Raw genomic sequence first — 15,706 nt, forward strand, 5'->3', positions numbered from 1 at the left:
AAAATTTGAGGTTGTGAGTAACTTATGAAATCCATGTGGAAAGTATTGCAGGAACAGATTGCCCATTTTTATTTAGTGAGGCGGCTGTCTTTATATGATATGAAAAGTAAAAACCAGAATAACTATTTGGGAATAGTCTGGGAAGTCCTGACGCCGGTTATCAGTATTCTAATATACTGGTTTGTATTCGGCACGCTCCGTTCCCGCGCGCCGATAGAAATGGACGGCAGGGAAGTGCCGTTCTTCTTCTGGCTGTTTATAGGATTTGTCGTCTGGACATTTTTCTTCCAGGCAAGTATCGAGGCATCAAAGTCTATTTATACGAGACTTAAAATGCTGGCAAAAATGAATTTTCCGTTAAGCGTTATACCTAACATTCCGATATTTTCAAAATTCTATACGCATTTAATTATGCTGGCTATTGCGTTTATCGTTTTTCAATTTGCAGGGTATTACGTCAGTGTGTACTTTATACAGATTCCGTACTTTATTTTTGCAACGTACGTGCTGATCTTTGCCTTTTCGCTGATTACTTCGACATTGTCGACACTCGTACGCGATGTGCATCTTGTACTTAACTCATTTCTGCGCATGGGTCTTTATTTATCAGGTGTACTGTGGCCGCTGTCAATGCTTTCGGATTTCCCGAAACTGATGGTGCTTATGCAGTTAAATCCGCTTGTATATCTAATTGAGGGATACCGTGCTGCATTTTTTGGCACAGAATGGTTCCTCGTTACAGAATGGAAGTATTCATTATACTTCTGGGGCCTGATGCTCGTAATGCTGCTTATCGGTTCGGTGCTGCATATTAAATTCAGACGTAACTTTATCGATTACTTATAATGGGGTTTAAAAATGACAAAAGCTATTATTACTAAAAATGTCGTGAAAAAATACAGGCTGTACGAAAGTCAGAAAGAACGGATGCTGGATCTGATTAGCCCGAAAGGGCACGGCGATGACTTTTATGCGCTGAATGGTGTGAACTTTGAAGCGGACAAAGGAGACGTCATCGGTTTTATCGGGATTAACGGCTCGGGTAAGTCCACACTCTCAAACATTATTGCGGGTATTGTACCGGAGACGAGCGGTGAAGTGCAGGTTAACGGGCAGCCCGCGTTAATTGCTGTAGCTGCAGGTCTGAACGACGATTTAACAGGACGCGATAATATCGAACTTAAATGTTTAATGCTCGGTTTCTCAAAAGATGAAATCAAAGCACTTGAACCGGAAATTATTGAGTTTGCAGAGCTTGAAAACTTTATCGATCAGCCTGTAAAATCTTATTCGAGCGGTATGAAATCGAGACTCGGCTTTGCAATCAGTGTTAAAGTCGATCCGGACATTTTAATTATCGATGAAGCGTTGTCGGTAGGAGACAGGGCATTTGCAGATAAAAGTCTGAAAAAGATGCTCGAATTCAAAGATCAGGGTAAGACGATGATCTTTGTCAGCCACTCTATCGGACAGATGAAAACATTCTGTGATAAAATTCTCTGGCTTGAGTTTGGAAGAGTCAAAGCTTTCGGCGAAGTAAAAGATGTTCTGCCTCTGTATGAAGCATTTCTGCTGAAATGGCAAAATATGCAGAAAGATGAAAGAGACGTATACAGAACTAAAATTATGTCGAAAAATCCGAGTGAAAATAAATATAAAAAACTCGGCGATTTAATGGTGCTGGACGATGAGGATGACCTCGAAGCATCACACACATACTCAGTCCGGCCGGTCAGCAGACTGGCGCATTTAAAAGCATATACAACGTTCATATATTCTTCGCCTAATAATGACGAAGATAAAAAAGATGCACAGCATTTAAAAAACAAAGTGTACTATGTTAAAAGAGAAGCGACATACCAGTTTGAGAATTATTATCTCCTGAGTACAAAACCGAGCGGTGAAGATGGTGTCATCGGCTGGATCAGAGGTATTGAAACATCTTCTCATGTTCATACACTGGTGGACAATGACAAAAAAACATTTTATTTAAAAGGACGCGGTTACGCATCGACCGAACCATGGGGAGGCAAGCGCCAGTATATTCATGAGTCACTGGAGCATCACGGCGGACTGCACTTTAATGCAGATGAAACAATTCTTGTCGGAAATAATATCTGGTACAGAGGTATTATCGAAGGAGAAAATAAATCAGCATGGATACACAGCAACAACGTTGTCAGTGATCCGGAAGAATTGAATGAAGAAGAAATAAATTAAGAGGTGCACCGGGCACCTCTTAATTTATTTCATATAATGTTTCCTGTGATGTAAAGAATCCGTCGGCTCCGAGTTTAACGAGGCGGTCAGCTTCTTTTTGACTTTTCACCGTATACGGGTATACTTTTAAACCGTATTTATGACATTCTTCAATGAATGCAGCATCGGTAATTTTTTTAAATGGATGAACACTGACTGCATTAAGTCCGGTCATACTGACGTATCTGCCTGCATTAATCATCGGATAATGCATCAGGAATCCAAGTTTAATGTCAGGATTGCATTCGGAGATTCTTAACAGTGCTGTGTGATCAAATGAAGAAACGATAATATTATCAAGGTTATAATACTGTTCCGCGAGCCTGGCTACCTGGCGCTCGATACCTTTATGGGGAACAGGTGAGTTTTTTATTTCAATATTAATTATAATATGGTCAGGTATAAACTGAAGTACACTTTTTAAAGAAGGTATTTTTGCACCGGCAAATTTTGCATCAAAATATGTGCCGACATCAATAGACTGAAGTTCATCAAAAGTATATTGATTTACTGAAAGTTCCGCATCTTTGTTATAACGCATCAGCTTGTAGTCATGTACGACTACAGGGACATTGTCTTTTGTCAGCTGGACATCCAGTTCAATGGCAGCTGCACCGTATTCCAGCGCTGTCTTAAATGCGATTTCGGTGTTTTCCGGTGCAATAGATTCCGCACCGCGGTGTGCAAACACAGTAATCATAAAATTCACTCCAATTTTAATAAGACTTTAATACTTATAGTGTAACATCTGAAAGTAAATAAATTATTAATATTATGTAAGAAAGGAAGGATTAATGTGACGGTAAAATATAACACGGTTAAATTGATGGATATCGATTTTATCAATATATCGAGATACTCGTTTCTTAAAAAAATAGTCTATCCGTCGATCGAACAGGAAAAGAAATGTTTTATCGTCACTGCAAATCCCGAGGTAGTCATTGCGACCCGGGATGATCCTGACTTTAAAACGACAGTTAAAAGTGCGGACTACGTACTGGCCGACGGCGTCGGAGTCGTCAATGCATCCAAATTAATTAATAATCCGATTAAAGAGCGTGTAACAGGCGTCGACATAATGTACGATCTGCTGCAGTATGCATCTGATAATAAAAAGAAAGTGTTCTTTTTAGGTGCAAGCGAAGAAGTAAATATGAAAGTGATGGATATTGTTAAAAAAGATTATCCGGGGCTTATTATTGCGGGACGGAAGAACGGTTACTTTAACAAGTATGACGACCGCATCGCCGAACAGATCGCAGCCACAAAGCCGGATATTGTTTTTGTCGCTCTGGGTGCCAAACGCCAGGAAGGCTGGATTCATCATTATATGGATAAGTTCGATAAAGGGATTTTTATCGGCATCGGAGGAAGCTTCGATGTATTGAGCGGGCAGATTAAACGTGCGCCGGAGATATGGATAAAACTGCAGCTTGAATGGCTGTACCGATTATTAAAAGAACCTCACCGTATGAGAAGAGATCTGAAGGTGCTTGAGTTTATGCTGCTGCACGTGCCGGTCATTAAAAGAATAATGAAGTGGCTCGGATTTTCGAAGTCGAAACCAAGATCATCGAGAGATGGTATACGATGATAACAGGACGGGAGTTATATAGATGTTTAAACGAAGACTGCTAATCGGCACTTTACTGATGTCCGTTCTTTCAATGACTGCATGCGGCGGGGCGGAGACGTCCGGGCCGCACGGTGCTGAAGAGGCAAAGAGCATGCTGACGACAGGGAAGTACGAAAAGAAAAAAGAACATGAAGAAACATCCGCTGAACAGTCGGTTTCAGGAGCGGAAGATATGAATATTATTTCATATACAGAAGAAAATGATAAAAAAGTTGTGGCAATGTACTATCCTGAATTTCAGCAGCAGAACATAGATGAACAGCTTGATGAATTTAAAACATCAAAGCTGAATATTTTTAATGAGCTGATTAAATCTGAAGACGTCTCAAAAGATTTTGCACCGCAGCTTAACATGACTTTTGATGCAAATCTGCTTGCAGAAAACATTTACGCTCTGCAGTTTGTTATCGATACATATATTTCAGAAGATACAGTGTTTAAAGAGACCGAAATAGTAATGATTAATACCGGAACGGATTCATTACTGACAGAAGAGTCACTGTTTTCCAAAAATCTGAACAGCCGCGAGCATTTATATAATACGCTGCTCGGCACCATGAAGACGGATCTCAGTATTGCACCTTATCTGAATGAGGAGAAACTGCGCAGCTGGGTACTTGATGAAGCAAATAATTTCAGCAATGTGCGCTTTACAGATAATATTATGGAATTTACATTTGAGCAGGGTGAAATTGCTGCTGATGCTGCAGGGAAGCCCGCGATTGAAATACCGCTTACTGAGCTGCTGGCAGCAATGCCTGATGCTATTACACAGCTGATTGACGGAGAATATATTGAACCTTCGGAAGATATGCCAGAAGAAGCTGCTGCAGAAGAAGAACAAAAACCTGCAGTTTATGAAATCAGAGAACTGGATAAAAATTTAAAAATGGCTGCGCTGACTTTTGATGACGGACCGGATAATATACTGACACCGAGAGTGCTGTCTCTCCTTAAAGCGCACGATGCCAGGGCAACATTCTTTCTGCTGGGAACGAAAGTGAATTTATTCCCGGCCACTGTGGAACAGACAATTGATGCTGGACATGAAGTTGGAAATCACACTTGGAGTCATAAGGACTTAACGACGATTTCATTTAATGAGATTACCGAAGAAATTGTCCGGACGAATGAAATTATCGCTGAAACGGCAAACATCCAGCCTGTAATATACAGAGCGCCGTTTGGTGCTAATACAGACGCAGTTGATCAGTACGTTCCAATGACGGAAGTTAACTGGGATATCGATACCGAAGACTGGCTGACGCACGACCCTGTACAGATTAATCAAATGATTAAAAATAATATCAGTGACGGTGATATCGTTCTTATGCACGATGTGCATGACATGACAGTCGAATCACTCGATGAGATGCTGCAGTATTTAACAGATGAAGGCTATGAACTGGTCACAGTATCTGAAATTTTATATTATAAAAATGAAGTCAGGGCGGAGTAATCCGTCCTGTTTTTATATAGATAGGAATTCTTTTGTGGTAAGATATTTTTAAGATTCAGAACACGAAACAGCGGGGGAGATTGAATGACCGGAGAAATGATTTTTGTCGCAGTCATCATCGTATTAATGTTAATAGGTTTATCATTTGAGGTTATTCGTGCAGATTTTCTAATATTTTTAGTACTGGTGATTTTTTTACTCAGCGGGGTTATTACAAACGAACAGGCGCTCAGCGGCTTTTCCAACGAAGGGATGCTGACCGTACTCCTGCTGTTTATAGTTGCCGGTGCTATTCAGAAGCACGGAATTATTGAACTCGTAATCTACAAATTACTAGGCAAAGGCCAGAGTGTCAGGAAAAGTATGTTGAAAGTTCTGATGCCGGTAGGGATTGCCTCGGGGTTTCTTAACAACACACCTATAGTCGTCGCACTGACTCCTATTATAAGAGACTGGGCAGTAGATAACGGCTACAGTCCTTCAAAATTTTTAATACCTTTATCTTATATCACCATACTCGGCGGTACTATTACAATGATTGGTACGTCGCCGACACTGGTTGTGCACGGGCTGCTGCTCGGTGCAGGGCTTGAAGGATTCTCATTCTTCACACTGACCGTAGTAGGGGTGCCTATTACGATAGCAGGTATTATATACCTGCTGACCATCGGCTACAAACTGCTGCCGGAACATCTTGGTGCAAAAGAACAGATCAGTCAGGAAACTAAAGAGTTTCTCGCAGAAGCGGTAATTGAAAAAAACTTCGAATATGAAGGTCAGACAGTAACAGCACTCGGCAGCACAGTTTTTGACGGTATTTACATTATTGAAATTATCAGGAATGAAAGCAGAGTCTATCCGATTACAGGAGAAACTAAAATAGTAAACGGAGATCATATTATTTTTTCCGGTTCATTAAATACAATCGGTAAAATACAGAAGTTTAAAGGTGTCACGATTAAAACCGGCACGGAACTTACTTTGGATGATGTGATTAACAAAGACAGCATTCTAATTGAAACAGTCGTTTCGCATAACTCATCCCTGTTAAATAAAACATTGAAGCAGGCAGATTTTAAATCGAAGTATGATGCAGGTGTTATAGCTATTCACCGGAATAACCAGCGGATTAAAAGCAGGGTGGGAGATATCGTCTTAAAGACTGGAGATACACTGCTGCTGCTGGCAGACAATACGTTTATAGACAAACATAAATATTCCGGGGACTTTTATGTTGTAACTGATGTGGCGCCGCCTGAAAACTTAAATCAGGATATGCGAAAAGGATGGATCAGTTTAATTGCATTGATTTCCATGATTCTCGTCGTTACGCTGGGCTGGCTGACGATGATTGAAGCAATGCTGGTTCTTGTAGTACTGATGGTTGGTTTTAAATTCATTTCACCAAATGACATAAAAAAGTTCGTCCAGTTTGATGTCATACTGCTGATAGCCAGTGCATTCGCAGTTGGTGCTGCAATGACAGAATCAGGACTGGCCCTTTATATCGCAAGCGGACTGACGGCTCTTGCAACACCGTTTGGAATAGCGGGTGTCATTCTTATTATTTATATAGTAACGAATATCTTTACAGAAATTATTACAAACAGTGCAGCGGCAGTGCTGATGTTCCCGATTGCGCTTGAAGTCGCTGAAGTGATGCAGATTGATTATATGGGGCTGATTGTGATTGTATCTATCGCTGCTTCTGCCAGTTTTATGACGCCGATAGGTTACCAGACAAACCTTATAGTATACGGGCCCGGAGGATATAAATTCAGTGATTACATTAAAGTCGGTGCTCCGCTCTCTCTGATTACAATGGTCATTGCAACATCGATTATATATCTTGTCTGGTTCAGCTGATAGGTCCGCAAAATAAATATTATATTTCAACAAGGTTACAACTGTGTTACAATACTTTATGAACGAAATGAAAAGTCATTGTTTGTGAGGTCCTAACTTGAGACAAATATTATTATCAATATTTGTATTATTTCTAATCGGATGTAATCAGAACGAAAAATTTTCTAAAGCAGAAGATTTATCGGCAGTTGCTAAAACACATTTCACTGCAAGTAACTTGATTATAACCACGTCAGGAGATACTGCAAATAACACAACTAATACCAGAGCCGTCAACGGCAATTTTGATACTGAGAACTTAATGAAAAATAATATGAGCGATGAGACAAGCGAATCACTTGAACTGCTGAGTGGACGAATTGATGAAACCTGTGACGATATATCCACTGTCTGGGACGACAATTTTGTTCCACTCTACAGCGCATACCAGTTTGATAACCTGGAAGTGGAATATGCGGCAGATGAAATTACGAATCTTAATGAGAGCTACGTGAAGCTGCAAAAAGAAGTCGAAAGTATTTCTGTGCCGGATAACCTGTCCCAGGGTGAAAAGCTGCGTATACAGGAAATCAAAGACGACCTGCTTCTAGCAATCTCGAACCGGACGCTTGCAGTAATAGAATTTAAATCGATGCTCGGCAGCGACGAAGTATCGCACCAGGCATTTATGGATATTCATATCAGCAACAGCAACCGTTATTTAGAAGAAGTAAAAACAGTGAACGCCGAGCTGGCATTGCAAAATGAAGCGCTTGTTACAGCAAAGTAGAAATATTGAAAACAGCACCGGAATCCGGTGCTGTTTTTATGTTTATAAAACTCTGAAAAGGGAAGAATACGGATTAGAATGAAAATTACAGGAGGAATTATTTATGGCAAAAAAAGTAGCGGTTATTATGACGGACTTGGCAGAAGACATCGAATACACAAGTCCTAAAGAAGCAATCGAGGCAGCCGGACACGAAACGGTGCTGATTTCACCTGACGGTTCAACAGTCGAAGGCAAAAAAGGCGGTAAATTCGAATCGGATAAAGCTATCGGAGAAGTCACTCCATCGGACTACGATGCATTATTAATTCCCGGAGGATTTTCACCGGACATTCTGCGCGGCGACAAAGAAGACCGTTTTGGCAACTTTGCCAAACATTTCCTTGAAGAAGACAAACCGGTCTTTGCGATTTGCCACGGTCCTCAGCTGCTGGTAGATACAGGATTACTGAAAGACAGAAAAATTACGAGTGTAAAAAATGTTAAGAATGATTTAATCAATGCAGGAGCGAAGTGGGAAGACAGTGCACTTGCAGTTTGCGGAAATCTTGCGACAAGCCGAACACCTGCGGATTTAGATCAGTTTAACGACGAAATTAAAAGACAATTAGGATAAAAAATAAAGGCTGCAGCGGATTTCCGCTGCAGCCTGTTAATTTATATACTATTCTACAGTGACCGTACGTGCATCAGCAGCCGGATCTCCGAAGCTGTCGAACACAGCATATGCAATCGTATATTCACCGGGAGTTTCAGTATCAACTTCGCCGGAAATATAAAGCTGATTGCTGATATCGGTACCGTCAATATCCAGTACACGGACACCGTCCTTCGGATCAAAAGACTCGCCTGTGGAGATAGTCAGATTTCCCGTGCCGCTGAATGATACCGAGTTGCTTTCTTCGGATGCTGTATCAGACTTACTGTCGTCTTCACTTTCCCCGAGCTGTGCTGCAGTCGGCGGAACGAGCGGCACAGGATCGCTTTCTGCATCGGATACAGTCACCTGACGAACGTGTTCGTAGTAACCGCCCCGGGCATTTTTGACACGGTAAGTTACACTGTATGTACCAGGTGTATCAGAGTTTACATTGTTATTTGTTACTTCTATATTGTCTGTAATATTTCCATCCTGGTTATCGAGTGCATAAACACCGGCCAGAGGATTAAAATCGCTGCCGGTTTTAACATTAATATTGCCGACACCTTTAATAGCAGGAATGTTGCCGCTGTGGCTGTCGACTTCCTGTTTCATCGTCGGACCGTTATAATTTTCATAAGCTTCGTCTGGTCCTTCACCAGCCGGTTCAATATCTGTATTAACAAAATCACCGACTATTGGAGCAACGGGAAGGGCACCAATCATAAATTTTATGAGCGTTTTTGCTTTCATATAATTACACCTCTGGATTCACAATACTTTTTTTAATTTTATCATACTATTACAGGAACAACCAAGAATAGTGAAAGGCAGGGAGGGAAGAAAATTGACTTATATATTATTAATTGCGGGATTCATCTTATTAATAAAAGGGGCGGGTTATTTTGTGGACAGTGCCTCGGAAATTGCAGGTAAAATGAATGTTTCCCCGCTGATCATCGGACTGACTATTGTCGCTTTTGGTACGAGTGCACCGGAAGCTGTTGTCAGTATTATTGCAGCTCTTGATAATAACGGGGACATGGTTACCGGTAATATTGTCGGCAGTAATATCGTAAACATTACATTGCAGCTCGGTGTGACTGGGTTAATTTCCCCGATGGCAATTGAACGTGAGACACAGACAAGAGAGATACCATTCTCACTGGCAGCAGCATTTTTAGTACTGATTCTTATATCTGATCAGCTGCTGTTTTCAAAAGAAGCTGCACTAATCAGCCGTGTTGACGGAATTATCTTATTAGCCGGTATCGGATTATTCCTGTACTATATTTTCGTTAAAGCACGGAGAACCAAAAAATCACTGGAAGAAAAAGAAGAAAATCCGGATACAGACAGCAGCTGGACGAAAAATATTATAATGCTCACTATCGGTCTCGCCGGCATTATTATCGGGGGAGACTTCGTTGTGGACAGTGCTTCCGAAATTGCATTATCTCTCGGAATGAGTCAGGCGCTTGTAGGATTAACTATCGTTGCTCTCGGTACCGCATTGCCTGAACTGACAACATCGATTACAGCAGCGAGAAAAGGTGAAGCTTCACTGGCAATCGGCAACCTGATCGGCAGTAACATATTTAATATCTTTTTCGTGCTGGGGATTTCAGCGGTAATTAAACCGCTGGACGTCAGCGGGGTATTATTCACCGATACCTGGATTCTGATTGGTGCGACAGTTATGCTGCTGATGCTCGCTTTATGGAGAAAAACATTTTCACGTATTGAAGGGGCACTGCTCGCCGGATTGTATTTAGTGTACTTTGTTTATATCATTATTCGGGGATAAGAAAAAAAGCGCTCCGCATTTTTTTGCGGAGCACTTTTTTAAAAACTTATTTACCTTCATTATGCCATTTAGCAGCCAGCAGCGTGTTGTTTAATACCATTGTAATAGTTAATGGACCAACGCCGCCGGGAACCGGTGTAATGTAGCTTGCAACTTCTTTAGCGCTCTCGAAGTCAATGTCTCCGACTAATTTTTCGTCGACAACTGTATTACCGACATCGATAACAATTGCGCCTTCTTTTAAGTCTGAACCTTTAATAAGCCCCGGTTTACCTACAGCACTTACGACAACGTCGAAATCTTTAAGCTGTGCAACCATATTTTTAGTACGTGAGTGCATCAGTGTTACTGTAGCATTCTCGTTTGTTAATAATTTAGCAACCGGCTGTCCGACGATGTGTGAACGTCCGATAACAGCAACAGATTTACCTTCAAGTGAACCTGTGTGTTTTAAAAGTTCCATAATACCAAGCGGCGTACAAGGCACAAATGTGCGCTGGCCGGTGTATAGACGTCCAATATTAATCGGGCTGAATCCGTCTACATCTTTATGAGGAGCGATGGCTTCCAATACTTTATTTTCATCTACTTGGGCAGGCAGCGGAACCTGAACAAGAATTCCATTTACTTTATCATCATTGTTAAGTTTTTCTACTGTTGCAAGTACTTCTTCTTCTGAAGTATCTTCATCAAGACGGACGATAGAAGACTCCATCCCGATTTTTTCAGCAGCTTTGTTTTTAGAACGGACATAGCTTAAAGAAGCGCCGTCGTTACCTACGATTACTACTGTAAGATTTGGTACAATTCCCTGTGATTTTAATTTTTCAACTTCGCTTTGTAATCCGGCACGGTAATCTTTAGCGATTTCGCGGCCGTTTAATAATTCTGCAGTCATAAAAAAAATCCTCCCTAAAAGTTTGTCTATTTCATTATCTCGAAAATCATAAGAAAAAGCTATAGATATTGTTTATTATCCGTACCAAGAAATTAGTAGTGTTTATCTATTTAAGTTATACTGATATTAAGTTCATATTACATAAGTGTAACATTATGAAAGGGGAATAATTATGAACGTTGCAGTAATTGGCAAGGGCGGCAGAGAACATGCCATTGTCAAAATGTTGGCAAATTCAAAAAGTGTTAATAATATTTATGCAATACCGGGGAACGCAGGCATGCGTGAAATATGCGAGGTCATGTACCGTGTTAACGAAGATGACTTCGACGCGATAGCGGGAATTTGTATTGAGAAACAGGTGGATTGGGTCGTCATAGGGGATGCCGGACCATTATCGCTTGGCCTTGCAGACTTCTTAATCGATGAATACGGACTTACAGTTTTCGGACCGCGCAAAAAAGAAGCCTGTATGGAAACAAGTAAATCATTCACGAAGAACCTGCTTAAAAAATATAATATCCCGACAGCAGACTTTAAAGTATTTAAAAATTACGAAGAAGCTGAGCAGTATGTTGAAGCGGCGGTACCGCCGTATGTAATTAAAAAAGACGGCCTGTCTGAAGGCAAGGGCGTTGTAATTATACAGAGCAGAGAACAGGGATTAAAAGCACTTCAGGATCTGGCAGTTGTGTCGGATGATGGTGTTATGGAACCGCTTCTTATTGAAGAGTTTTTAGAAGGCGAAGAGTTTTCACTTATGGTTATGGTCAATGAGGAATACACTCATACATTCGAAGTGATTGCACAGGATCATAAGAGTGCATTCGGTAAAGGTTCCGGACCGAATACCGGAGGTATGGGGGCATATGCTCCGGTGACGCATATCAGTGAGGAAGTAAGACAGGAAGCAATTAAAAATATTATCGAGCCTACAGCAGCAGCAATGGTTAAAGAGGGACTGAGCTATTTCGGAGTACTTTACCTTGGTGCAATGCTGACGGATGATGGTGTTAAAGTGCTGGAATATAATGCACGGTTCGGCGATCCGGAAGCACAGGTGCTGCTTTCCATGATAGACAGCGACTTTGCTTGCATACTTGAACATGTACAGCGGAAAGAGCCCGTTAAAATCGACTGGAAAGATGGATACACTGTCGGCGTTATGCTTGCAACAGAAGGTTATCCGTATGAATATAAACGCGGAATCGGCATCGCTTTTACCGAAGAAATAATGGACCGGAGTTTTATCAGCGGTCTGGCGCAGACTGAAAATGGAGATTACATCTCTTCAGGCGGCCGGATTATGCTCGTTACGGGAACAGGCAGTACGATAGAAGAAGCTCTTAGATCAGCTTACAGCGGTGTGGATGAAATTGAATTTAATAAGAATGAAATATTTTACAGAACAGATATTGGACATCGTGCACTGTTAATAAAATAAAAAAAGAGGTTAGCTGAATGCTAACCTCTTTTGCATGTGTAAAGAACGATTAAATGATATAATTACTCCTTATCATGCACGTATAAATGCTAAGTATATTATTCGAAAGTTTGGCTGATATCATTATATATATTATTATCTGTTAGTAAATATATAACCGGATTTTGTAAATATAAACATCAATATGCTGAAGAATGATTTTTATAAGTGAATTTTATATAATAGAGACGATTGAGGTGACACGATGATAAGTAAATTGAGAAATCGCAGTGAAGTGATTATAAGTTTTCTGCTGGGTGTATTTTTTATTATTTTAGGTCTTTTTATTTTATTTAACACCGGTCAGATTAGAAATGAAGAAGTACCAGTTGAAGAGGATAAGATTGAAACAATATTTGACTTAATTAACGCATTCTTTGTGGAAGTATCGAATATGCTGTCTGTAATGATCGGCGGATTTCCGATTATTGCCGGGATACTGATTATTCTGTTCGGTCTGTTTATGTTCAAAGTAGGCTCGTGGATTAACAGCACTACCAAATACGATGTGCCGCTGACGTTTTTCTTTATCGGCCTGTCGCTGGTACTGTTTATCGTTACGACAATATTAATGACCCAGTCTTACGGATTATGGGCACTGCTGTATCTTGCAGCATTTATTATACATTTACTGTTCAGCGTATTTAACGAATATTTAAATCCTGAACACCGTAAAGAACACTACATGATTATTCTTCTGTTTTACGGCATCGCTTATTTCTTTACTAATAATGCGGTGTACTCAAACATAGAATCAACAATTACGCCGACAGACGTACTGTCTATTAATCTGTTCTTTGCACTCGTCTGGGTATCATCATTTATGGCTCTCTGGGTAGGAGTGTTCCTGCTTAAAGCAAATAACCTGCTGAAGAAACCGGCAGCCGATGATCCTGAAAAACTGTCGAGATTAAACAAGAAGAGCAAAAGAATAAACTTTGCTCCGGACAAATATTTAGGATTCTCACAGAAACTCTACGATTTCCGCAACAGAATTCTGGATAAGCTGAAGCGGTTCTTTGAAACGGATCTTCCGTCATGGTTTAAAGTGAACTATATTGAAATCCTGTTTGGAATTATCGTACTGATATTTGTATTTCTGGAATTCAATAACCGTAACGGTGTTTTCGTTGAAGGCTACTTCAGATTGAACCACATGCAGACGATTTATGAATGGGTCAATCTGTTTATTACCCTCGTGCTTGCAGTTTTATATTTAGTGTTTACGATAATTAATCTGGTGAAAAATAAAAATTACCACCGCCAGATGATCGTGATTTTTATACTTTGGCTTAATGTAACTGTAAGTCTTTATATTACGCTGTTTAAAGATGTAGAATTATCTCTGTTTATTTTACCGTTCAACGTATTTCTGGTATTGCTGCTGACACCGCTTTTACTAATCAGCATATTTAAGGAATTTAAAGGGGAAGATAACAATGAACCGGACAGAAAAATTTAACTACAATGGACGTACGGACGATCCTTCAGTTCCTGAAAGAATTCATCAGGTTGCAAAAGAGTACAGCGGGCAGTCCGGTGTACCGGTAATAACGGGGTTCAGTTCAGATGAAGGAGTCAAAAGAAATAAGGGGACGCCGGGAGCCGCAGAAGGACCATTTAAAGTACGGGAGAAAATGGGTTCATATGCATTCACAGATGAATTGTATGATGCCGGAACAGTAATCGGTACTGAAAATCTGGAAGACTCACAGCAGAATTTAGGCGATGTACTTAAAGAAATTTATGAAAACAACAGTTTTCCGTTAATTATCGGCGGCGGACATGAAACATTTTACGGACATTACCTTGGTGCAAGACAGGCGTTCAGCGGGAAAATTGCAATCATCAACTTCGATGCCCACTTTGATTTACGCGATGAAACACCGTCATCCGGAACGATGTTCCATCAGATTTTATCGGCAGACAAAGAAGTCGATTACTATTGCCTTGGCCTGCAGCCGCAGGGCAATACAAAAACGCTTTACGATACAGCGGATAAGTTCGGTGTAAAATATTATTCCATTGATGAAGTACGCGAAACGGATGCCGCAGACAAAGTCGCTGCATCACTCAAAAATTACGATGCAGTGCTGATGACTCTGTGCATGGATTCTCTGCAGCAGGCAATTGCACCGGGTGTGAGCGCTCCAAGTCCAAACGGCTATACAGCCGTTGAAATTCATAATCTTATCAGTAAATTTGCGGTACTGCCGAATCTGAAAAGCTTCGATATCTCGGAAGTATCTCCGCCGCTTGATGAGAACGACCGGACAAGCGCGATGGCTGCAAGCATTCTGTACAAGTTTTTAACTGTCAGACAGTCATTTTAAGTTCGAAAATTTGAAAAACGGGTATAGCATATAATATATCTTTACAAATAAAGGAGTATTTACTATGACCGGACCATTAACAAATGAGCAAATTGAAGCACGTGCCAAAGAAGCACGCGATCTTGTAAAATCAAAAGCAGGTACATCAGCACTGGCGGCAGCTCTGCCGATTCCGTTGCTCGATGTCGGTACAGATATGAAACTGCTTAATGAACTTACAGAAGATATAGAAGAAATATTCGGTATTACACATGATGAAGTAGCGAAGTTTTCCGATGATATGAAAACGAGAGCTGCCGTTATGATTTCCAGTATGGGCGGAGAATTTGTTGCCCGTAAAACTATCGGCTATGCAGTAAATAAAATAGGCAGGAAGAATCGTAAAGCAGGCGGAAGTTTCGGAGTAATTCCGATTGTGACACAGGGTTCGACTGCGCTGATCAGTTATTTTCTGATGAAGAAGCTTGGTTATGACCACATTGACAAATGCGTAGAATATTTAGAATCTAAAAATATAGACGGTTCAGTGCAAGATTCTTAAAAGTGGTGTAAAATA

The 15,706-nt window shown here is 40.6% G+C and carries 15 protein-coding genes; 12 read left to right on the plus strand and 3 right to left on the minus strand.

Annotated elements, in window-relative coordinates:
* Positions 1-24: 24 nt before the first annotated feature.
* On the plus strand, positions 25-846 hold the full coding sequence (locus HNR41_RS01935; protein WP_184281185.1) for an ABC transporter permease: 822 nt from the start codon (positions 25-27) through the stop codon (positions 844-846).
* A gap of 12 nt (positions 847-858) precedes the next feature.
* Positions 859-2,220: a teichoic acids export ABC transporter ATP-binding subunit TagH gene (gene tagH, locus HNR41_RS11470; RefSeq protein ID WP_184281187.1), complete on the plus strand. Its 1,362-nt coding sequence runs from the start codon at positions 859-861 to the stop codon at positions 2,218-2,220.
* Between the two features lie 19 nt (positions 2,221-2,239).
* On the opposite strand, the gene HNR41_RS01945 is transcribed toward tagH, so the two are convergent.
* Positions 2,240-2,959 carry a glycerophosphodiester phosphodiesterase gene (locus HNR41_RS01945; RefSeq protein ID WP_184281189.1) on the minus strand — a complete coding sequence of 240 codons (720 nt, stop codon included), beginning with the start codon at positions 2,957-2,959 and terminating at the stop codon, positions 2,240-2,242.
* A 96-nt stretch (positions 2,960-3,055) separates the two neighbouring features.
* On the opposite strand from HNR41_RS01945, the gene HNR41_RS01950 reads away from it, so the two are divergent.
* The 5 genes from HNR41_RS01950 to HNR41_RS01970 all read left to right on the plus strand — a co-directional run bounded on the left by HNR41_RS01950 (position 3,056) and on the right by HNR41_RS01970 (position 8,605).
* Positions 3,056-3,853: a WecB/TagA/CpsF family glycosyltransferase gene (locus HNR41_RS01950; protein WP_229714929.1), complete on the plus strand. Its 798-nt coding sequence runs from the start codon at positions 3,056-3,058 to the stop codon at positions 3,851-3,853.
* 22 nt (positions 3,854-3,875) lie between these two features.
* The gene (locus HNR41_RS01955) at positions 3,876-5,354 is read left to right on the plus strand and encodes a polysaccharide deacetylase family protein (RefSeq protein ID WP_184281191.1); all 1,479 of its coding nucleotides are present in this window, start codon (positions 3,876-3,878) and stop codon (positions 5,352-5,354) included.
* An 84-nt stretch (positions 5,355-5,438) separates the two neighbouring features.
* A complete protein-coding gene (locus HNR41_RS01960) occupies positions 5,439-7,220 on the plus strand; it encodes an SLC13 family permease (RefSeq protein WP_184281193.1) in 1,782 nt (593 codons plus the stop codon).
* 97 nt (positions 7,221-7,317) lie between these two features.
* Entirely contained in the window at positions 7,318-7,989 is a 672-nt protein-coding gene (locus HNR41_RS01965) for a hypothetical protein (protein ID WP_184281195.1), read from the plus strand.
* A gap of 103 nt (positions 7,990-8,092) precedes the next feature.
* On the plus strand, positions 8,093-8,605 hold the full coding sequence (locus HNR41_RS01970; RefSeq protein ID WP_184281197.1) for a type 1 glutamine amidotransferase domain-containing protein: 513 nt from the start codon (positions 8,093-8,095) through the stop codon (positions 8,603-8,605).
* 48 nt (positions 8,606-8,653) lie between these two features.
* Here HNR41_RS01970 and HNR41_RS01975 read toward each other — a convergent pair whose 3' ends face one another.
* Entirely contained in the window at positions 8,654-9,382 is a 729-nt protein-coding gene (locus HNR41_RS01975; protein ID WP_184281199.1) for an immunoglobulin-like domain-containing protein, read from the minus strand.
* A 94-nt stretch (positions 9,383-9,476) separates the two neighbouring features.
* On the opposite strand from HNR41_RS01975, the gene HNR41_RS01980 reads away from it, so the two are divergent.
* The gene (locus HNR41_RS01980) at positions 9,477-10,436 is read left to right on the plus strand and encodes a calcium/sodium antiporter (protein WP_184281201.1); all 960 of its coding nucleotides are present in this window, start codon (positions 9,477-9,479) and stop codon (positions 10,434-10,436) included.
* Positions 10,437-10,482: 46 nt separating this feature from the next.
* Here the strand turns inward: HNR41_RS01980 and HNR41_RS01985 are convergent, their stop codons facing one another.
* Entirely contained in the window at positions 10,483-11,334 is an 852-nt protein-coding gene (locus HNR41_RS01985; protein ID WP_184281203.1) for a bifunctional 5,10-methylenetetrahydrofolate dehydrogenase/5,10-methenyltetrahydrofolate cyclohydrolase, read from the minus strand.
* Between the two features lie 172 nt (positions 11,335-11,506).
* Between HNR41_RS01985 and purD the strand changes: the two genes are divergently transcribed.
* From purD to HNR41_RS02005, 4 genes are all read left to right on the plus strand, one after another.
* Positions 11,507-12,778 (plus strand): phosphoribosylamine--glycine ligase, encoded by a 1,272-nt coding sequence (purD, locus tag HNR41_RS01990; protein ID WP_184281205.1) that lies wholly within the window; start codon positions 11,507-11,509, stop codon positions 12,776-12,778.
* A 244-nt stretch (positions 12,779-13,022) separates the two neighbouring features.
* Complete coding sequence (auxA, locus tag HNR41_RS01995; RefSeq protein ID WP_221432835.1) at positions 13,023-14,279, plus strand: lipoteichoic acid stability factor AuxA; 1,257 nt, start codon at positions 13,023-13,025, stop codon at positions 14,277-14,279.
* Entirely contained in the window at positions 14,257-15,150 is an 894-nt protein-coding gene (locus HNR41_RS02000) for a formimidoylglutamase (protein WP_184281207.1), read from the plus strand. The genes auxA and HNR41_RS02000 overlap by 23 nt, the downstream gene beginning before the upstream one ends.
* 64 nt (positions 15,151-15,214) lie before the next feature.
* Positions 15,215-15,691 (plus strand): hypothetical protein, encoded by a 477-nt coding sequence (locus tag HNR41_RS02005; protein WP_184281209.1) that lies wholly within the window; start codon positions 15,215-15,217, stop codon positions 15,689-15,691.
* Positions 15,692-15,706: the final 15 nt, after the last annotated feature.

Origin of the sequence: Jeotgalicoccus coquinae, from assembly GCF_014207425.1 — a bacterium.
GTDB lineage: Bacteria > Bacillota > Bacilli > Staphylococcales > Salinicoccaceae > Jeotgalicoccus > Jeotgalicoccus coquinae.